We start from the raw sequence: 18,847 nt of genomic DNA, 5'->3' as shown, positions 1-18,847 counted from the left end.
TCCCCGCTGTCAGCGACGCGGCTCAGCCGTCGACCAGATCGCGAGCGCCACGAGCAGCGGCTGGAACAGCAGGCGGATGCCTCGGGCACGATCGGAATCCAGGCCGAAGGCCGCCCGCCTCTCGGTGAACTGCGCGATGTTGCCCGGGAACACGGCGACGAAGAATGCCGCGACGATCCATCCGATGCGCCGGCGCTCGCGCGGAAGCGCCACGAGCGCGCCGCCGAGCCCGATCTCGACCGCGCCCGAGGCCACGACGACGGCATCGGCATCCATCGGCACCCACGACGGCACCTGCGCGCGAAACTCCTTGCGCGCCCAGAACAGATGACTCACCCCGGCGAACACGAGCCCTGCGGCGAGCGCGATTCGCGCGATCGTGCGGGGCGTGGTGCTTGTGGGAACGTCGCTGCGTGCCATGTCGACCTCCGGCCCTGGTCTGTACGCCCACACTACGGCGTTGTGTTCGTCGCCGCGCCTGTGCGCTATTCCTTCGCGAAGACGTTCGGGGCGATCTCGACCGAGTCTTCAGGAGCCGGTGCTCCATCAGGTCCATCGACTCTGACGACATAGCTGCCGCTGGCCCCTCCGCCACCGAACTCCGGCGCCCCACCGCAGACGATCACCCATTCCTCGGAGTTCGGATAGACGAGGAGGCAGACACGATCAGCTTCCTTGCCCTTCGCCAAGTAGAGGGTGTCGCCGTCGTGTTCGGCCACGAGGCGGCTGCTTTCCGGGTCCAGATCGTCGTAGGCGTACTCCGGTAGATCAGGCGGGAGAACGTCACCCTCCTCGGCGGCACGGTCGAGGGCGGCGAAGCCGGACCCTGAATGGATGCATCCCGCCAGCGCGAGCACCGCGAACAGTGCGACGCCTGTCGCCGATGCGAGCTTCCTGTTCGATCTCATAGCCGAATACTGGCACGTGGGGAAAGAGGATGGGCCGCACTGGCGGCAATGAAATCCGCTCGCGCTGCGAATCGATGCGGCCGGGGCCCGCTGAGGGCCTGACCTCACTCGGATAGGGAAAGAATCAGAGCTTTCCTTCAGGCCGTTTGCGTTCTCGGAGCGTCGCGAAGTCTCCGGTACTCGTCGAGAGTTTCGACGCGGGGAACGAAGAGAAGCATTGCAAGGTAGACGATTCCGATGAGGCCGCCTGTCACCAGCGCAAGGAAGACGGCTATGGTGCGTACCCAGTCGACGCGAAACTCCCCGCGGGCTGCGATGCCGAGGCAGAGTCCTCCGAACCACTTTCCCTGATCGATGCGGCACCAGAACGGACCCCGCGCTTGCGCTCGAGAGGACCCGGTCGCCTCGTCATCAATGTTGACTGCGCCAGCGCCAGCCAGCAGTTCACTCATGCGTGTATCGCTGATCGGGACGCCGGACGCGTCGACGACGTGGCGCATCTGCTCACCGAGGGAGGCTTCCAAATCGCGGATGGTTTCGTCCGCGTCGGGGTCTGATGTCAGCGCCAGGCGAGCGTCGTCGATATACCGAAGGAGTCGCCGGTATGCGGCGGCCGTCATGGCAATCGCTTCCGCGTGTCCGCTGAGCGTGATGTACCGAGTCTGTTGCATCGTCATCGTCCAATCGTTTCAAGAGTGCCCGTGAGAGCCCGCCAGTAGTCACGGAAATCGGTGAGTTGTGTTCGTCCCGTTTCGGTAAGGGAGAAATACTTCCGGGGCGGCCCAGATGATGACTCCTCCCACTCGTGCTCCACGAGTCCGTCGCGCCGCAGCTTGTTCAAAAGCGGGTAGAGCGTTCCCTCCTGAACGGGGAATCTCGCCTCTCGCAGGGCGGCGACGATTTCGGCCGCGTAGCGGCGGCGGTCTTCTATCGACGCGAGAACCAAGGGTTCGAGCATGCCTCGGCGCAGCGCAGCGAGCTTGCTATCGTCTTCCATACCGGTACTGTATCACCGCAAGGTACCTGTAACTGTATTCAATGCGAGATCGCCCCGAGTCGGCGCACCCTGACGAGCGGTTCCATGGCGAGCGGCTCGAGCTGGCCGGGTGACCGACGGGCGGGGCATCGGGGCATCGGGGCAGCGGGGCATCGGGGTGTTGCCGAAACGGCAAACCGGTGTGCCATTCGGAGGTCGGGTCCGTACGCTCTCAGCAGCAGAGCAGAGCACCCGGAAGGAAGCACACCGATGAGTCGACACGAGCACGAGCCCACCGAGGCCGAGGCGGCAGAGCTGTTCGAGCCGTCGAGTTGGGAGGAGCGCTACTCCGGCGAGCAGACGGTGTGGAGCGGTAATCCCAATCCGCAGCTGGTCGCCGAAGCATCGGCGCTGACCCCGGGCACCGCGCTCGACGTCGGCTGCGGTGAGGGCGGCGACGTGATCTGGCTCGCCCGACAGGGGTGGAAGACGACGGGAGCCGACTTCTCGGCCAACGGCCTCGCCCGCGCGGCCCGGCATGCCGACGAGGCAGGCGTCGCCGACCGCACCGACTGGTGGCAGGTCGACGCCCGCACGTTCGCCGCCGAGAGCCGGTCGTACGATCTCGTCACGACGCACTTCCTGCACCCGCCCGACGGCGGGATGGTCGAGGTGACCCGCCGGCTGGCGCAGGCCGTCGCACCCGGCGGGCACCTGCTGGTGGTCGGTCATGCGCCGTCGGAGGTGTTCACGCACCTGTCGACGAGTCATCGCAAGGCGATGTTCCTCGCCGAAGAGCTGCTGCCCGCCCTGCCCGACGACTTCGAGGCGCTCGTGGTCGAGCAGCGCCCGCGCACGATGGTTCGCGACGGCGTGACGGTCGACGTGCACGACGCCACCCTGCTCGCGCGACGGGCGTCATGACGCGTCCCAGTTGGATATACATACCACCTGAGTGGTCTCGATGCCTCCGTCGCCGACCTCGGTAGGCGAGTCGGCATTCCGGTGTGACGAATCATGAACGCCCGGCTCCCGTGACGGGAGCCGGGCGTTCACGAGCTGAACTCAGCCCTTGCCGGGCCGGTGCGCCTCGATCGGGAAGCTCCACGCGTTCACGCCATCCCCCGATGTCGAGTCACCCGAAGGCTCCTCGGCGTAGGAGACGAGGATCTGCGCGTCGTCGGCGAGTGCAGAGCGGATGCTCGCATCGATCGGCACCGTCAGCTTGCCCTTGCCTGCGTCGACCTCCTGCTCGAACGACGCCAGCAGCCGACCGCCCATGTCGGGTGCCCACGGCGGCGCCGCACCATCCGACGGAGAGCAGGCTTCGAAGCCGTAGACATCGCCGGCGCAACTCGACGTCCAGACGGGGATGAATGACGTGTCGCCCTTCCAGAGGAAGACGCGCACCGTTCCGGCCTCGACGGACCGGTACGAGATCTGCACCTTCTTCTGCTGGATCTTCAGGTCGCCGATGCTCATCGCATCGCTCGGCTGCACTCCCGAGATCGTGCCGCCCCGCGTCGCCGACTGCGCGATCGTCTGGGGCGACTGCACACCCTGCAGGGCGGTGTCGGGAATGATCGGCTCAGTCGACTCGACCGGCCGGTCGGCAGGCGGCGCGTACCCGTCGAGGTACGCGTGACCCCATCGATACGGCTCCGACTGCTGGCTGCCGAAGGCAGACCATGCGGTGCGAGTCTGACCGATGAAGTCCTGCGTGTCGGAGTCGTACGGCGTGACGTTCAGCCCGAGATACCCCGGGTCGACGTCGTTCAGCGCTGCGTCGCCCTGCGGCACCGCGCTCGTCGGCCCGACGGCTGCCGGAAGTGCGGCGAGCGGCACCTTCACCTCGACGTCGTAGCCCCCGCCGGCGAACGTGCCGTCGGCCTGGCGTGCGACCTCGACGGCCACCTCGACGCCCTCGGCGTTCAGGCCGCCCTCGACGGTCTCGGCGAGCGGACCCGTCGAGAACCCCTGGTGGTTGTCGGCGTCGCGAGACCAGCACGGCCCGTCTGCCCCGTTACCGTTCGTCGCCTCAGCGTCGTCGGTGAAGGGGAACATGCCGAGCTTGAAGGTCGACGAGGTGTCGATCGAGTCACCCCGCGGGTCGAGCAGCAGTTCGACCGAGTCGACCAACCAGTGGCCGAAGCAACGGTCGGGCGTCGAAGCGGCACTCGCCACGTCGTCGGTCACATGGATCTGCGCGTACAGCGCATCATCGTGCCAACCGAGCCGGGCGATGCTGCCCGCACCGCAGTCCACGCCGTCGTCGGCGCAGGCCGCGCCCTCCCAGCGCGTGCCCACGTTGACCGGCGTGCCGGTGTAGACGTCGTCGGCGGTGCCGTCGATCGTCGGCGCGGCATCGAGCTGCGGGATGACCACGGTGGGCACGACGTACACGGTCTCGTTCTCGGTCGACGTGCCGGCACCCGAAGTGGTCGTCGCCGTGAACGTCGCCGTTCGGCTGCCGGGGTCCGCCGGATCGGTGTGGGTGACGACGAACTCGATCGTCGTCGTCTCGCCCGGGGCGAGACCCGCGAAGGGCTTCACCGCCGCATCAGCGACGAAGCCTGCCGGCACAGTGAGGGCGATCTCGCCCGACTCGGCGCCGGCGGCGCGGTTGGTCACCTCGACCGGCACGGTCACCGTCTCACCGGCACCGACCTGGGCGACCGCCACTGAGCGGCCACCGACGTAGGCATCGTGATCCTGCGTCCACTGCTCGTACTCGGCCGCAGTGCCCCAGCGCTCGAAACGCCCCTCGACCGGCGCGACGAGGTCGATGCGCGTGTCGTTGTACGCGGTCACTCCGTCACCGGCGAACTCCGCCGCGATCTTGTACGTGGCGGGGGCCGCGTCGGCCGCGGGAGTGACGGTGAACGTCGCCTGCGCGGCATCCTCATCGCTGATGCCGTCGATCTCGACCGGGTCGGAGACCTGCCAGCCGTCGGGCACGACGAGACTCACCGCGCCGCCGCCGAGCTCGCCGTCACCCGAGCGCAACGCGACGGTCGCGGTGAACGGCTCGCCTGCAGCCTCGTAGTACTCCTCGGCCGAGAGCGAGAACTCCGAACCGAGCGGCATGCCGCCCGGGTCGGCGACGACAGCGCCGTAGAGCACCGCGTCGTCGTTCGCGGCATCCGGCGAGGTGTTCGGCTGCATCGGCACGATCGACTGCGAGACGCCGTAACGCTGGCACGTCGGATCGACGAGCGTGGTCTGCATCGTGCGCGCCTGTGTGGGGTGCGCCCTGCCGCCCTCGCGGCCGACCTGCGCCCAGGTCTTGGCCGATCCGGCCGCCTGGCCGGCGAGATTGCCGTCGGCCCACGCATACGGCGATTCGTAGCCGGTCCACGTGCCGACGACGGTGAACGGGTTCGTCGCCGCGGGCACGAAGCCCGTGTTGCAGGCCGGGCCGGCGGTGCCACCGGCGCCCGTCGTCAGCCCACCGGCGAGCACCTTCTTCACCTGCCACGGCTCGACCGCGCCGACGCCGGTGAGCTGCTCGGGGTACATGTTCGGGTCGGCGGCCGCAGCCGCGGCTTCCCAGACCATGCGCCCCTGTGCGTACTGGTGGTTGCCGTGCCCGACGGCGAGCGACGGCGTGCTGCCGACGAGGATCTCGGGCTGCGTCTCACGGATGATCCGCACGGTGCGGCTCAGCGTCTCTTCGGCGTTCCACACCTTGGCCGTGAGCGGCGCCGAGGTGTTGTAGAAGAAGTCGACGCGGTCGAGGTTGAAGATGTCGATGGTGCCGGATCGGACGTGCGACGTGCGATCTTCGTTCTCGCGACGCACGCCGAGGTCGGGGCCCGCCTCGGGGCCGACCGAGTTCGAACCGCCCTCGCCTCGCGTCGCCATGATGATGCCGCACCGCACGCCGTAGAGGTCGTGCCAGACGCCGCAGGGGGTCGTGAACCCGGCGTCATCGTCGGGGTGGGCGTAGATGCCCATGATGTCGATCTTCTCACGCTCGGTCTCCGTGGCGATCGAGGGATCTCCGACGTCGAACTTCAGCGCCGCGTCTGGTGGGCCTGAGTCTCCGTTGCCCATCGTCGCGGCGACCGCGTTGCCCGGGCCCATGAGCGCGACGACCGTGATCAGCGACGTGAGCAGGATTGCGTGGTGACGTTTCATGCGGTCCTCCATTGGACGCTCAGGACGACTGACTGCCACCCTGAATCGCGTCCCACGCTAGAGCAGATTCGATCACGCGCGCAAGCAGGTGCGTGCAGATTCGCGCAGCTTGATGCGCGAATCTGCTCGCTCACTCGCGCACTGCGCCCTCGATCATGCCCTTGATGAAGTGGCGCTGCAGGAAGATGTACAGCGCGACGACCGGCAACGCGACCATCACGGCACCCGCGGCGAGCAGGGCAGTGCCTTGCGTGTACTGCCCCTGGAAGAACGCGAGGCCGAGCGGTGCCGTTCGCACGTCGCCGTTCGGCGACATCACGAGCGGGATGAGGAACTCGTTCCACGTCCACATGAAGACGAGCAGCACGAGGGTGAGGATTGCGGGTCGCCCGATCGGCACCAGCACCTGCCAGAGGATGCGCATCGAATTGGCGCCGTCGAGACGAGCGGCCTCGATGAGGGCCCGGCTCGAGGAGCGGAAGTACGTTCGCATCCAATACGTGCCGAAGGCGATCGACATCGCGATCTGCGGCGCCGCGACTCCCCAGACGGTATTGGTGAGGCCCAAGACGCGCAGGTCGAAGTAGAGCGGCACGATGAACGCCTCGGTCGGCACCATGATGCCGAGCAGGAACAGGTAGAAGACGAGCGTCGCCCCGCGGAAGCGCATCGTGCCGAGCGCATACCCGGCGAGGATCGAGGCGAGCACCGAGACGACGACGACGATCGCGGCCACGACGACGGAGGTCAGCATGTACTGTCCGAACCGCCCGACCTCCCACGCCTCGGGGAAATTCTCGGGATGGAATATGCTCCCCTCGCGGGCGGCCGAGGCGTCTTTCGGCCCGAAAGCGAGAGTGATGATCACACCGATGGGGCCGAGCACGACAAGAGCGAACGCGATGAGCACGACGTAGTTCGCGCCCCGTTCGATCGGGGAGACCTTCATTTCCGCTCTCCGATCATGTTGACGATGGCGTTGATGGCGAACACCACGAGGGTGAGCACGATGCCGACGGCGGTGGCGACACCGACATCCCCGAGTTGGAAGGCCCGGCGGTAGATCTCGTAACTCGGCACGGTCGTCGAGGTGCCGGGGCCTCCGCTCGTCGTGACGTAGACGAGGTCGAAGGTCTTGAGGGCGGCGACGATCGTGAGGGTGAGCGCCACCGTGATCTCACCGCGCACAGTGGGCAGGGTGATCGCGAAGAACTCGCGCACTGGGCCGGAACCGTCGAGTCGTGCCGCTTCGTACAGTTCGCGCGGCACCCGGCTCATGCCTGCCATCAGCAGAACGGTGACGAGGCCGGTGCACACCCAGGTGCCGATGAGCCCGACGGCGGGCAGGGTGAACGTGTAGTCGCCGAGCCACGGGCGGGTCAGCGAATCGAGTCCGATGAGGCGCAGGAAGCCGTTGAGCGGGCCGTCGGGCGCATAGATCTGCCGCCAGGTCACGGCGACGACGACCATGGCGATGACCTGGGGCAGGAAGATGACGCTTCGGAAGAACCCGAGCCCCCTGACCTGCGAGCGAGTCAGCAGCGCAGCGAGCACCAGCCCGATGACGAGGGGCAGCACGGCGTAGAAGAACACGAGCACGAGGGCGTGCCAGAACGCCTCGCGCAAGCGCTCGTCGTAGAGGATCTCGACGTAGTTGTCGAGGCCGACGAACGTCGATTCCCCGAGGCCGTCCCAGTCGAAGAGGGAGTACTGGGCGGCCCGGCCCAGCGGGAAGAGCAGGAATCCGCCGTAGATCAGCAGGGCTGGAGCGAGGTACGCCCACGCCACCCAGCCCGATCGGGCGGGACGCCGAGTGGCGCCCCGCCCGACCGTTGTGGAGCCGTCAGCCATTGCTTGCGACGAACTCCGCATAGTCGGCCTCGAGCGCCTCCGTGAACTGCTCGGGAGTCACCTGGCCGGCCAGCAGGTCTTGCAGCGACTGCCCCATGGTGTCGGCGAAGGTCGGCGTCGCGTAGTCGAGGTACGGCAGCAGGCTGCCCTCGCCCGTGACGGTGCCGAACACGGTGAACACGTCGGCCATCACGCCCGAGGAGGGCGCGAGTTCGGCCGTGCGGTTCACCGGCAGGTTGCCGGTCTCCGCGAGAACGTCCATCGCGTCGTCGTTCGTGATGAAGTCGATGTACGCGGCCGCCACGTCGTTGTTGTCCGCGGCCGAGGTGATCGTGAAGGGCAGGCCGGTGCCGCCGGTGGTCGCCGGCGTGCCGTCGGCCGTGTTCGGGATGAAGAATCCGACGTCGTCGCCCATCGCATCAGCGAGGTCGGCTGCCAGCCATGAGCCGCCGATGAGGAACACCCCGTCGCCCGCAGCGAGCGCCTGCCACGCCGCGTCGTAGTCGGTGCCGTTGACTCCCTCATTGAAGTACCCCGCGTCGACCCAGCCCTGCATCGCAGCGGCCGCCTCGACGTTCTCGGGGGTGGTCCAGCTCTGGCCGGCGTTGCCGAGTCCGAGGTCGGTGATCACCTCGGCGTCGACGTAGTCACCCTGCAGCGGGCCGAACACGTGGAGTGCCGGCCACTGCTCGATGTTGCCGAGCTGCATCGGGGTCTCCCCCGCTGCAGCCGCCGCCTTCAATGCGGCATCGAACGCACTCCAGTCGGCGGGCACCTCCAAGCCGAGCCCTTCGAGCTTGCTCTTGGAATAGAAGACGCCCACAACCTCACCGACCTGCGGCAGTCCGTACAGATTGCCGTCTCCGAAGACCTTCGCATCCTCGCTGTAGGTCGAGTACTGCAGCACCGACGGCGAGTACCGGTCGAACCATCCGTAGGCCTCGGCGTAATCGTCGAGCGGGCGCAGCTGGCCCGCGCCGACGAACTGCCCCATCGTGTTGCGGCCGTTGTTCGCCTGCACCACGTCGGGCGCGTCGGCATCGGTGAGGGCCAGCCGAAGGGTGGTCGCGAGGTCGTCGAACGACTGCGAGTTTCGATCGATCGTCACGTTCGGGTACTTCTCCATGAACGCGGCATTGAGCTGTTCCATCTGCTCGTTCTGGCCGCCGCGCACCTCTTGGTCCCACACCGTGAGGGTGACGTCGCCGACGCCCGAGATGTCGGTGCTGATCTCTCCCGTGTCCGCGGAGTTCTCAGGGCCGCCGCTTCCGGGTGCGCAACCTGCGAGGGCGAACATGAGCGCAGCACCTCCCAGGGCAGCTGCGGTCAGTCGGATGTTTCGCTTCATGATGTACCTCTCTTGTCGTGGAACGATCGCCGGGCTGCTGCTGCCCGGTAGTCGGCGAAGGGGAAGGTGAATTCCGATCTGCGACGACCGGATGTCTCGGGGAGCACGTCGTTGAGGAACGAGAAACGCGCGACGAGCTCGCGGCCGCCGGCGCGGCGCGTTCGATCCCACCAGTCGGCGAGGTCGCCCCAGCCGGGCGCGGCAAGCGCTCCGCCCGGGAATTCGACGGCGAGGGCGGCACACAGCGCGGCGAACGAGAGGCTCTGCTCGAGCGGCCACTCGCGCAGCGTTCCGAGCACGAGTGATGCACCGAACACGTCGCCGGCGCCCGTCGCATCGCGCCCGTTCGCGGGAACGGCAGGCACCGTCACCTCCTCGCCGCGCGCTGAGTCGATCGCGACTGCTCCGGCTTCGCCGCGCGTCACGACGACGAGCGGCACCCGGTCGGCGAGGGCTCGTGCAGCGGCGACGGCGGAGTCCGTGCGTGTGTAGGCGATGGCCTCGGACTCGTTCGGTGTGAACGCGAAGCAATCGTCGAGGGGCTGCAGGTCGGCAGGGTCCCACCGCTCCGATGAGTCCCAACCGATGTCCGCGAAGATCTTCGTGCCGGCGTGCGCCGTCGCGCGCCACCAGTCGTCTGCGCGAGCCCCGCGAGACATCGCGCGCAGATCGGCGAACGTCGCGCGCGCCGTGACGCCGACGCCGACGAGCTCGCCGGGCGTGACAGGGGCCGCGACCTCGTGCGTGATCATGCTGCGATCGCTGCCCGACGCGATCGAGACGGTGACCGGAGTAGGCCAGTTCGGCACCAACCGCGACGAGCTGAGGTCGATGCCCTCCCGATCGGCGAGGAACTCCCAGCACCAGCGACCGTAGACGTCGTCGCCGAGGGTCGCGGCGAGCGCGGTGCTCAGGCCGAGGCGGGCGGTCGCGACCGCGAGATTGGCGACACCGCCGGGACTGGCGTCGAGCGCGTCGGCGTGCACTTCCGTGCCGGGCCGGGGAGTTGCGTTCACGTCGGTGAAGACCAGATCGAAGAAGACCGGCCCGGTGAGGAGCACGTCGACGGCATCGCTGACAGCTCGTTCAGCCACGAATCCTCCTTGACTGCGATCACGTGCGCGATCGTCGATCGGGTTTGACTGAACATACTCTCGAATGAACGCTTCTGCGTCAATTCATGCTCGAAGTTGACTGCTACGATCGTCGACATGCTCACAGCAACGCGACAGGCGCACATCCTGAACTCCCTGCGCAGTGACGGCGAAGTCACCGTCGAAGAGCTCGCAGAACAGTTCGGCGTGTCCCTGTCCACCATCCGTCGCGACCTCAACGCGCTGAGCGCCGAAGGCCTGCTCCGACGCGTGCGCGGCGGGGGCAGCATCGAGCCCGACCAGATTCCGTTCACCGACGTCGAACGGCAGCATCACCCCGAGAAGGCGCGCATCGCCGAGCGGGCCGCCGCACTCGTGGCCGATGGAGACGTCATCATCATCGACATCGGCACGACGACGGCGCTGCTCGCCCGGCAACTCCGCGGCCGACGCATCACGGTCATCACCTCGAGCCTCGCGGTCATCGACGAACTGCGAGACGACGACGTGGTCGAACTCATCGTGCTCGGCGGCGCCGTGCGCAAGAACTACAACTCGATGATCGGCACCCTCACCGAGCAAGCGCTCGCGCAGATTCGCGCGACGACCTGCTTCCTCGGCACGAGCGGCATCAGGGCCGACGGCACCATCTCCGATACGACGGGCATGGAGGTTCCGATCAAGCGAGCGATGATCGAGTCATCCCAGCGCACCGTCGTGCTGGCGGACGCCTCGAAGTTCCCGGGTGTCGGGGTCTTGAGCGTCTGCGGCCCCGAACTGATCTCGGCCGTCGTGACGAACGACGATGCGGATGCCGCGACACTCGGCGTGTTGCGCGAGGCGGGCGTCGAGGTGAGCGTCGCGTGAAGCTCACCATCATCGGGGGCGGGGGGTTCCGCGTTCCCCAGGTCTTCGAGGCCGTCTCCGCCGATGACGCTCCCGTGCGCATCGATGAACTGCGCCTCTACGACGTCTCGGAATCACGCCTGCAGACGATCGGCGCGATCCTTTCGAGCCTTGCGAAGCAGCGACGGCATGTGCCGACCATCACGCTGACGACCGACCTCGAAGAAGCCCTTCGCGGCACCGACTTCGTATTCAGCGCGGTGCGCATCGGCGGCACCCAGGGGCGCATCCTCGACGAGCGCACCGCACTCGACCTCGGCGTGCTCGGTCAAGAGACGGTCGGCCCCGGCGGCCTCGCGTACGCGCTCCGAACGGTGCCGTTCATGACCCGACTCGCCGAGACCATTCGCAAGGTCGCCCCCGAGGCGTGGGTGATCAACTTCACGAACCCGGCGGGCATCGTCACCGAGGCGATGCAGCGGGTGCTGGGCGACCGGGTCGTCGGCATCTGCGACACCCCGATCGGGCTCATCCGTCGCGCAGCCACCGGCGCCGGCGGATCCCCCGACCACACCGGTTTCGACTACGTCGGCCTGAACCACCTCGGGTGGCTCCGCTCGATGACGGCGAGCGGCGAAGATCTGTTGCCTCGGCTGCTCGCGTCCGATCAGGCGCTCGAGAGCATCGAAGAGGCCCGCCTGATGGGCTTCGACTGGGTGCGGGCACTCGGCGCACTGCCGAACGAGTACCTCTACTACTACTACTTCACGCGCGAGGCGACCGAACGCATCCGCTCGGCCTCTTCGACCCGCGGCGAGTTCCTCGACCGCCAGCAGTCGGCGTTCTACAGCGCCCCGGGCGAAGACCCGCTCGCGACGTGGCTGACCGCTCGACGCGAGCGCGAGTCGAGCTACATGGCCGAGAGCCGGGCAGCCGACGAAGAGCGCCACGAGTCCGACGTCGACGGCGGCGGGTACCACGAGGTCGCCCTCGACCTCATGGCCGCCCTCGCCACCGGTCGATCCGCGACGATGATCCTCAACGTGCGGAACAACTCGCTCGTGCCGCAGCTGCCCGAAGACGCGGTCGTCGAAGTGGGCTGCGTCGTCGACGCCGAAGGCGTGCACCCGTGGCCGATCGCACCGGTCACGGGAGAGATGCTCGGACTGATGACGCAGGTGAAGTCGGCCGAGCGGCTCATCATCAGCGCCGTTCACGAGCGGTCGCGGGAGCAGGCCTGGCGGGCGTTCGCGGCGCATCCGCTCGTCGATTCGGTCACCGTGGCGCGTTCGCTCCTCGACCGCTACCGCGAGAACTTCCCCGAGATCGGCGCGCTGCTGCCCTGAGCCTGAAGGCCGCCGGCGGTACGACGAAGCCATCGGGTTGGCGCGAACCTCTTGCATCGATGGTCGGTTGCGGATCCCCCTCGCGGGCAGGCGTGGACGCAGGGGCTCGCCGCCCTCAGCCGAGCGCGGCGACGGCGTCGGCGACCAGTTGCACTTCGGAGGGCTCGTCGGCGACGGCGGGGGTGAAGCCCATGCGCACCACGACGAGGTCTTCCGACGGCACCATGATGACCTTCTGGCCGTCGTGCCCGTTCATGGAGTACGTGTCTTCGGGCAGCTCGGGCCAGCGCAGGCTGCCGTCGGGCAGCGTGTTGGTTCGGAAGCCCATCGCCAAGCCGAAGTCGTCTGTCTCCTCGTAGTCGAGGTTCGTGAGGGTCTGCTCCATCCAGCCGTCGGGCAGCAACTGCTCGCCGTTCCATTCGCCGTTCTGCAGGGTGAACTGGCCGATCGCGGCCCAGTCGCGCGGCGCCGCCCAGAGGTACGACGAGCACACGGGCGTGCCCACGGCATCGGGTTCGAAGATCGCCGACGAGAGGCCGAGCGCGCCGAGGATCGTCTGCCTGGGCAGGTCGGCGCCGAGCCCGGTGCGCTCGGTCAGCACCGAGCAGAGCAGCGTCGTGCTGCCGCTCGAGTACTCCTGCACCGTGCCGGGCTCGTTCTCGAGCGGCAGGCTCGCGACGTAGGCGCCCATGTCGGGCTCGAGGTAGAGCATGCGGGTGATGGGCGTGCCGAGGTCGTAGGTCTCGTCCCACTCGAGGCCGCTCTGCATGCGCAGCAGGTCTTCGACGGTGATGTCGGCGCGCTCGTCGGTCCACTCGGGTCGTAGGTGGTCGTCGTCGAGCGAGACGACGCCCTGCTTCACGAGCATGCCGGTCATCAGCTCGGCGACGCTCTTCGACATCGACCAGCCCAGCTGCGGCGTTGCGGCGTCGAAGCCGTCGGCGTAGCGCTCGGCGACGAGCTCGCCGTCTTTCACGACGACGACCGCGCGGGTGCCGAGCGCTTCGATGTCGGATGCCGCGAGCTCGTCGCCGAACGCACGGCCCATCGCCTGCTCGAGTGCAGCGTCGACCTCGGGTGTCGCCGCGGCGGGGGCTGCGACATCCGTGAACGGATTGCCCGTCGCGTCGATCGCGGTGGCATCGCCGAGCTCGGGCCGATGGTCGGCGAGCGTGCAGCCGAAGCCCTCGGCGTACCACGCCGTCTGGTGCGCGATCGCGCCGACGATCGAGGCGGTGGCCTTGCCGGCATCCGTGTCGACGTCGACCTGCAGGTAGGGCACGAGCGGGTTCAGCGGCAGGTCGGTGGCGGGGTCGTCGCGGCCGGCGACCTCGGTGACGGCGCACGCGTTGTGCGCGGCGTACCCGGTGCCGGTCAGCAGGATCGGCTGCTGCCAGAGGTAGACCCCGGTGAACGCGGCGATGAGAACGAGGGCGGTGACGGCGACGATGACGATCACCCGGCGGAGGATGTGCACGAGCGGATGCTAGCAAGTACGACACGTGCGGCCCAATCGCTGTTCGATTTCCACCAACGGAGCAACCATTCGCCCCCTCGACGCGAGCCTTCTCGACATTCTCAGCACGTCTGCCATCATCGTCCAGGAGGCATTCAGCATCGGCAGAGCGGTCTCGCTCGCACCAGGTGCCTTCGCTATGCCATCACAGCACCGTCCACAACAGAGGAGCACCATGACCGACCCGAGCCAGCAGCCCCAGCCGGGCATTCCCCAGCCGCCCGCAGCCGCGCCGACCGCGCCCGGCTACCCCGCCGCGCCCGGCTACCCCGCGGCGCCGGGTTACCCCGCCGCGCCGGTCGCGCCCATGGCTGCCCCCGTGGCTCCCGGGAAGGGCCTCGGCATCGCGGGCCTCGTTCTCGCGATCGTACTGCCGTTCGTCGGCCTCATCGTGAGCCTCGTCGCGAGGTCGCAGTCGAAGAAGGCGGGCGTGAAGAACACCCCGGCGACCGCCGGTATCATCGTCGGCTCGATCCTGACCGCGGTGGCCATCATCGTCACGATCATCGTCATCGCGGTCAGCGCATCGCTGATCGGCGGCGTCGTCGACATGTGCAGCGAGCTCGGCCAAGGCGTCTGGGAAGTCGAGGGGGTCACTTACACCTGCGGCTGATCGCAGCGCGTATTCAGCACGGCGACGCCCGACCCTCGAGGGGGTCGGGCGTCGCCGTTGTGAAGGATCTCGATGCGCGCTTGGCGCTCGACACTCACAGGCTCGAAGCTTCAGGGCCTCGCACCACTGCGCTCTTCCGAGTTCGCCATTCACCGCTCTGGCGAACTCATGGTGCAACGTCACCCGAGTAGAAGCCGAGTTAGCCTGAGGCCATGGAGCAAGCCGCGCAGCCCGACCGAACACTGGAGTGGCGCGGTCGAACCGTCGCGTGGCAGAGCTTCGGCGAAGGCCCTGCGCTGGTGTTCCTGCACGGAACCCCTTGGTCGTCCGCGCTCTGGCGGCCGCTGGCCGAAGCGCTCTCGGCGAGGTTCACCGTCTACCTGTGGGACATGCCGGGGTATGGCGCTTCGTCGAAGCATCCGGATCATGCCGTCGACCTGGGGCTGCAAGGCGAGCTGTTCGCCCAGCTGCTGCAGCAGTGGGAGCTCGATCGCCCGCACGTGATCGCGCACGACTTCGGCGGCGCCGTCGCGCTCCGCGCCCGGCTCCTGCATGGTGCCCGGTACGCCTCGCTCTGCCTCGTCGACGTCGTCGCGCTGCGCCCGTGGGGCTCAGCGTTCTTCACCCTGGTGCAGCAGCATGCAGACGTTTTCGCCCAGCTCCCGGCGGCGATCCACCGCGGCGCCATCGAGGCCTACATTCGGGGCGCGAGCCACCGGGGCCTCAGTGAAGCGGAGCTCGAGATGCTCGTCGCCCCGTGGACCGGGGAACTCGGCCAACCCGCCTTCTACCGGCAGATCGCGCAGGCCGACGAACGGTTCACCGAGGAGGTCGAGGGGCGCTACACCACCGTGATCGAGCCGACGCACATCGTCTGGGGCGTCGATGACACCTGGATTCCGGTCGACCGGGCTCACCGGCTCCACGCGCTGATTCCGGGTTCGACGCTCGCCCTCATCGAGGGAGCGGGGCATCTGATCCAACTCGACGCCCCCGCGCACCTGTCGGCCGAACTCACCCGGTGGACCGAATCTGTGCGCGGCTCCGGTTTGTGACACTTGCCGATATGGGTATATGTTTGCTGTCATGGCACGAGCAGCGACCACGTCGGACGTCTTCAACGCCATCGCCGAGCCCCGGCGTCGGGACATCCTGACGCTGCTGCGGGCAGGCGAACGACCGGTGACGGAGGTCGCCGAGGAGCTGGGGATGTCCCAGCCCGGTGCGTCGAAGCACCTGCGGGTGCTCCGAGAGGTCGGGCTGGTGCGGGACCGCAAGGTAGGCAAGCAGCGCCTGTACGACGTGGACGCCCGTGGGCTGCAAGCGGTTCACGAGTGGACCGGCGGGTTCGAGCAGTTCTGGAACGAGAGCTTCGATCGGCTGGACGCATACGTGCAAGACCTCAAACAGGAAAGACAAGAGGAGTAGCTGAATGACGACGACTGGACGAGAATCGCGGGCGCACTCCGCGACAGCCGACCGCGAGACCGTGATCTCCCGAGTGATCGACGCCCCGCGGGAGCTGGTGTTCGAGGCGTTCACCGAGGTGCGGCACCTGTCGCAGTGGTGGGGGCCGGAAGGATTCACCACCACCACGCGGGCCTTCGAGTTCCGCGTCGGCAGCGAGTGGGACTTCGTGATGCACGGGCCGGACGGCACCGACTACAGCGAGTGGATCACGTGGACCGAGATCGTCCCGCCGGAGCGGATCGCGATGCTCCACGGCGAGTACCGCGGTGACCCGCATGCGTTCGAGTCGGTGCTCACGTTCGCGCCCGACGGGGAGGGGACCCAGATCGAGATGCTCACGGTGTTCCCCACCAAGGAGCTGCGTGACGAGGCGATCGAGAAGCACGGTGCGATCGAGGGTGGTCAGCAGACCCTGGGCAACTTGGCTGCCTACGTCGCAGAGATCGTTCGGAAGGTAGCGGAGGGCTGATGACCGGCAAAGTGTTCTTCAGCGTGTCGATGTCGCTCGACGGGTTCATCGCGCCTGAGTCCCCCGACGAGCTGATGGGGCAGCAGTGGATGGAACTGCAGCAGTGGGTGTTCCGACAGCGGTTCTTCCGAGAGAACTTGAAGCTCGGCGAGGGCGGCGAGGAGGGCCGTGGCAACGACATCGTGCGGGAGACGTTCGAGCGCACCGGTGCGAGCGTGATGGGCAAGCGCATGTTCGACGCCGGTGAGCAGATGTGGCCGGAGGAGCCCCCGTTCCACACGCCGGTGTTCGTCGTGACGCATGAGAAGCGCGACCCGTGGGAGCGGCAGGGCGGAACCACCTTCCACTTCGTGAACGACGGTATCGAGTCCGCGCTCGACCACGCCCGCAAGGCCGCCGGCGAGCAAGACGTCCGCATCGCGGGAGGCGGAGAGACGATTGTGCAGTATCTCAATGCCGGCTTGATCGACGAATTCCATGTCGCGCTCTCGCCCGTGCTGTTCGCCTCTGGAGTCCGCTTGTTCGAGGGCGTGGACGCGGGCCGAGTAGCTCTTGACCTGGTCCGTGCAGAGCCTTCGCCGAAGACGACGCATCTCACCTACACCGTGCATCCGCGGTAGGCGCGGAGAGCGGCGCGGGCGCTCGCGTTGCGCCGCTCTCGCTGCAGGTTTACACTGTAAACAACGAAGGGAGCACGAGATGGCGGCACGCCTCGACGCCGATGCGATCGCCGACGCAGCCATCGTCATCGCCGACCGCGACGGCTTGAGCGCAGTCTCGATGCGCCGCGTCGGCGCCGCACTCGGCATCTCGGGCATGGCCCTCTACCGCCATATCGCCGACCGCGACGATCTCGTCGTGCGCATGGCAGCACGAGTGGCAACCGAGCACGCGCTGGTTCCGAGCGGCGACGCGAGCTGGCGCGACTCTCTCGAGCACCTCGCATCGCACATGTGGAATGCGTTCGAACGCCATCCGTGGCTCCTCGGCGCCGTGATCTCCCCCGGTCGCGTGCTCGACCTCGCGAGCGTCGAGCAGACGGGCCTGGTGCTGCACCGCTTGAGCGCGGCCGGGGCCGACGACGACTCCGCGGGTGACGTGTTCATCGGCACCGCCGCGATCGTGATGGGTGCGGCCGCATTGACGCTTACCCCACTCCCCCATGAGCGCGCCATCGACTACAGCATCGATCGACTCTCGACCGATGCCGATGCCGATGCCGACGCCGCCTCTGACGTCAACTCCGCCGCCGCACTCGCATCCGACCCGCAGGTCTCGCGATTCCGCGCCCGCCCGCTCAACGCGGCCCGCGGGCGGCACATCCTGCAGACCACGCTGACCCGCTTCCTCGACGAGGTCGAGGCAAGCCTCACCCCGCCTCCAACTCGGGGGCATGACCGAAAGGAACCCCAAAATGCGTCTCTCTGAGAAGGTCGCCATCGTCACCGGCGGTGCCGGCGGCATCGGCCAGGGCATCGTGCGCCACTTCCTCGTCGAGGGTGCTTCCGTGCTCGTCGTCGACCTGATCGACCAAGCGGCGGGTGAAGAGGTCGTCGCGGGCCTCGCGAAAGGCCGCCCGGCCCGCTACCTGCAGATGGACATCTCGAAGGCCGAGAACGCTCCCGTCATCGTCGCCGCCGCGGTCGAGGCGTTCGGCAGGCTCGATGTGCTCGTGAACAACGCCCACGCGTCGCAGCAGGCACCCATCATGGAGACCACACAGGAGATGTGGGATCTCTCACTGGGCAGCGGCATGTACGCGACGTTCCATCTCATGCGCGCCGCGCACCCCGAACTCGTGAAGACCAAGGGCGCGATCGTGAACTTCGCCTCGGGCGCCGGCATCAAGGGCATGCCCACGCAGGTCACCTATGCCGCCGCGAAAGAGGCGATTCGGGCGATCACGCGCGTTGCCGCACACGAGTGGGCCGCCGACGGAGTGCGCGTGAACCTCGTCTCACCCGTGGCGCTCACGCCGGGCATCCGCCAGTGGGCGGAGGCAGCCCCCGCCGAGTACCAGAAGGTCGTCGACGGTGTTCCGCTCGGCCGACTCGGCGACCCCGAGCACGACATCGCCCCGGTCGTGGCGTTCCTCGCGAGCGATGACTCCCGTTATATGACGGGCCAGACCCTCATGACCGACGGCGGATCGACCATCATGCCCTGAGCGCCGAGCGCCGAGCGCTGTGCGCCGTGCGTCGTTCGCCGATTCCGACTCTGAAGAGCACTCGGTGATTGTGCGCGGCCGTCTACCGGAGCATCCTGAACTC

20 protein-coding genes are annotated in these 18,847 nt (G+C 67.8%); 10 read left to right on the top strand and 10 right to left on the bottom strand.

Translation table 11 applies throughout. The features are described from left to right. Window positions 1-9: 9 nt before the first annotated feature. The 4 genes from AC1C2T_RS08180 to AC1C2T_RS08165 all read right to left on the bottom strand — a co-directional run bounded on the left by AC1C2T_RS08180 (window position 10) and on the right by AC1C2T_RS08165 (window position 1,905). On the bottom strand, window positions 10-420 hold the full coding sequence (locus tag AC1C2T_RS08180; RefSeq protein WP_495384921.1) for a DoxX family protein: 411 nt from the start codon (window positions 418-420) through the stop codon (window positions 10-12). Window positions 421-485: 65 nt separating this feature from the next. Beyond that, on the bottom strand, window positions 486-908 hold the full coding sequence (locus AC1C2T_RS08175) for a hypothetical protein (RefSeq protein WP_495384920.1): 423 nt from the start codon (window positions 906-908) through the stop codon (window positions 486-488). Between the two features lie 137 nt (window positions 909-1,045). Next, the gene (locus AC1C2T_RS08170; protein ID WP_495384919.1) at window positions 1,046-1,585 is read right to left on the bottom strand and encodes a PspC domain-containing protein; all 540 of its coding nucleotides are present in this window, start codon (window positions 1,583-1,585) and stop codon (window positions 1,046-1,048) included. Then, a complete protein-coding gene (locus AC1C2T_RS08165) occupies window positions 1,582-1,905 on the bottom strand; it encodes a PadR family transcriptional regulator (protein ID WP_495362073.1) in 324 nt (107 codons plus the stop codon). The genes AC1C2T_RS08170 and AC1C2T_RS08165 overlap by 4 nt, the downstream gene beginning before the upstream one ends. Window positions 1,906-2,154: 249 nt before the next feature. Here AC1C2T_RS08165 and AC1C2T_RS08160 point away from each other — a divergent pair, with 249 nt between their 5' ends. Next, entirely contained in the window at window positions 2,155-2,808 is a 654-nt protein-coding gene (locus AC1C2T_RS08160; protein WP_495384918.1) for a class I SAM-dependent methyltransferase, read from the top strand. A 141-nt stretch (window positions 2,809-2,949) separates the two neighbouring features. Here the strand turns inward: AC1C2T_RS08160 and AC1C2T_RS08155 are convergent, their stop codons facing one another. The 5 genes from AC1C2T_RS08155 to AC1C2T_RS08135 all read right to left on the bottom strand — a co-directional run bounded on the left by AC1C2T_RS08155 (window position 2,950) and on the right by AC1C2T_RS08135 (window position 10,317). Further along, the gene (locus tag AC1C2T_RS08155) at window positions 2,950-6,024 is read right to left on the bottom strand and encodes a sugar-binding protein (protein ID WP_495384917.1); all 3,075 of its coding nucleotides are present in this window, start codon (window positions 6,022-6,024) and stop codon (window positions 2,950-2,952) included. A 130-nt stretch (window positions 6,025-6,154) separates the two neighbouring features. Then, the gene (locus tag AC1C2T_RS08150) at window positions 6,155-6,973 is read right to left on the bottom strand and encodes a carbohydrate ABC transporter permease (RefSeq protein WP_495362070.1); all 819 of its coding nucleotides are present in this window, start codon (window positions 6,971-6,973) and stop codon (window positions 6,155-6,157) included. Beyond that, complete coding sequence (locus AC1C2T_RS08145) at window positions 6,970-7,875, bottom strand: carbohydrate ABC transporter permease (protein WP_495362069.1); 906 nt, start codon at window positions 7,873-7,875, stop codon at window positions 6,970-6,972. The genes AC1C2T_RS08150 and AC1C2T_RS08145 overlap by 4 nt, the downstream gene beginning before the upstream one ends. Beyond that, entirely contained in the window at window positions 7,868-9,223 is a 1,356-nt protein-coding gene (locus AC1C2T_RS08140; RefSeq protein ID WP_495384916.1) for an ABC transporter substrate-binding protein, read from the bottom strand. The genes AC1C2T_RS08145 and AC1C2T_RS08140 overlap by 8 nt, the downstream gene beginning before the upstream one ends. Next, window positions 9,220-10,317 (bottom strand): carbohydrate kinase family protein, encoded by a 1,098-nt coding sequence (locus tag AC1C2T_RS08135; protein ID WP_495384915.1) that lies wholly within the window; start codon window positions 10,315-10,317, stop codon window positions 9,220-9,222. The genes AC1C2T_RS08140 and AC1C2T_RS08135 overlap by 4 nt, the downstream gene beginning before the upstream one ends. A gap of 117 nt (window positions 10,318-10,434) precedes the next feature. On the opposite strand from AC1C2T_RS08135, the gene AC1C2T_RS08130 reads away from it, so the two are divergent. Together AC1C2T_RS08130 and AC1C2T_RS08125 are read left to right on the top strand one after the other, a co-directional pair. Then, window positions 10,435-11,184, top strand: a complete 750-nt coding sequence (locus tag AC1C2T_RS08130) for a DeoR/GlpR family DNA-binding transcription regulator (protein ID WP_495362066.1) — start codon at window positions 10,435-10,437, stop codon at window positions 11,182-11,184. Then, on the top strand, window positions 11,181-12,509 hold the full coding sequence (locus AC1C2T_RS08125) for a 6-phospho-beta-glucosidase (RefSeq protein ID WP_495384914.1): 1,329 nt from the start codon (window positions 11,181-11,183) through the stop codon (window positions 12,507-12,509). Before AC1C2T_RS08130 ends, AC1C2T_RS08125 begins: the two co-directional genes overlap by 4 nt. 115 nt (window positions 12,510-12,624) lie before the next feature. On the opposite strand, the gene AC1C2T_RS08120 is transcribed toward AC1C2T_RS08125, so the two are convergent. Beyond that, entirely contained in the window at window positions 12,625-13,986 is a 1,362-nt protein-coding gene (locus tag AC1C2T_RS08120; RefSeq protein WP_495384913.1) for a serine hydrolase domain-containing protein, read from the bottom strand. A 214-nt stretch (window positions 13,987-14,200) separates the two neighbouring features. Here AC1C2T_RS08120 and AC1C2T_RS08115 point away from each other — a divergent pair, with 214 nt between their 5' ends. The 7 genes from AC1C2T_RS08115 to AC1C2T_RS08085 all read left to right on the top strand — a co-directional run bounded on the left by AC1C2T_RS08115 (window position 14,201) and on the right by AC1C2T_RS08085 (window position 18,744). Then, on the top strand, window positions 14,201-14,638 hold the full coding sequence (locus AC1C2T_RS08115; RefSeq protein WP_495384912.1) for a DUF4190 domain-containing protein: 438 nt from the start codon (window positions 14,201-14,203) through the stop codon (window positions 14,636-14,638). A 212-nt stretch (window positions 14,639-14,850) separates the two neighbouring features. Continuing rightward, entirely contained in the window at window positions 14,851-15,693 is an 843-nt protein-coding gene (locus AC1C2T_RS08110) for an alpha/beta fold hydrolase (protein ID WP_495384911.1), read from the top strand. Window positions 15,694-15,724: 31 nt separating this feature from the next. Continuing rightward, window positions 15,725-16,066, top strand: coding sequence for an ArsR/SmtB family transcription factor (locus AC1C2T_RS08105; RefSeq protein ID WP_495362057.1), 342 nt, complete (start codon window positions 15,725-15,727; stop codon window positions 16,064-16,066). 4 nt (window positions 16,067-16,070) lie between these two features. Next, complete coding sequence (locus tag AC1C2T_RS08100; protein ID WP_495384910.1) at window positions 16,071-16,577, top strand: SRPBCC family protein; 507 nt, start codon at window positions 16,071-16,073, stop codon at window positions 16,575-16,577. Beyond that, window positions 16,577-17,197 (top strand): dihydrofolate reductase family protein, encoded by a 621-nt coding sequence (locus AC1C2T_RS08095; RefSeq protein WP_495384909.1) that lies wholly within the window; start codon window positions 16,577-16,579, stop codon window positions 17,195-17,197. The genes AC1C2T_RS08100 and AC1C2T_RS08095 overlap by 1 nt, the downstream gene beginning before the upstream one ends. A gap of 79 nt (window positions 17,198-17,276) precedes the next feature. After that, window positions 17,277-18,005 carry a TetR/AcrR family transcriptional regulator gene (locus tag AC1C2T_RS08090; RefSeq protein WP_495384908.1) on the top strand — a complete coding sequence of 243 codons (729 nt, stop codon included), beginning with the start codon at window positions 17,277-17,279 and terminating at the stop codon, window positions 18,003-18,005. Beyond that, window positions 17,992-18,744, top strand: coding sequence for an SDR family NAD(P)-dependent oxidoreductase (locus AC1C2T_RS08085; protein WP_495384907.1), 753 nt, complete (start codon window positions 17,992-17,994; stop codon window positions 18,742-18,744). Before AC1C2T_RS08090 ends, AC1C2T_RS08085 begins: the two co-directional genes overlap by 14 nt. The last annotated feature ends 103 nt before the right edge of the window (window positions 18,745-18,847 follow it).

This window comes from Agromyces sp. Y558 (genome assembly GCF_059445415.1).
This window is presented reverse-complemented; position numbering and strand designations above follow the sequence as displayed.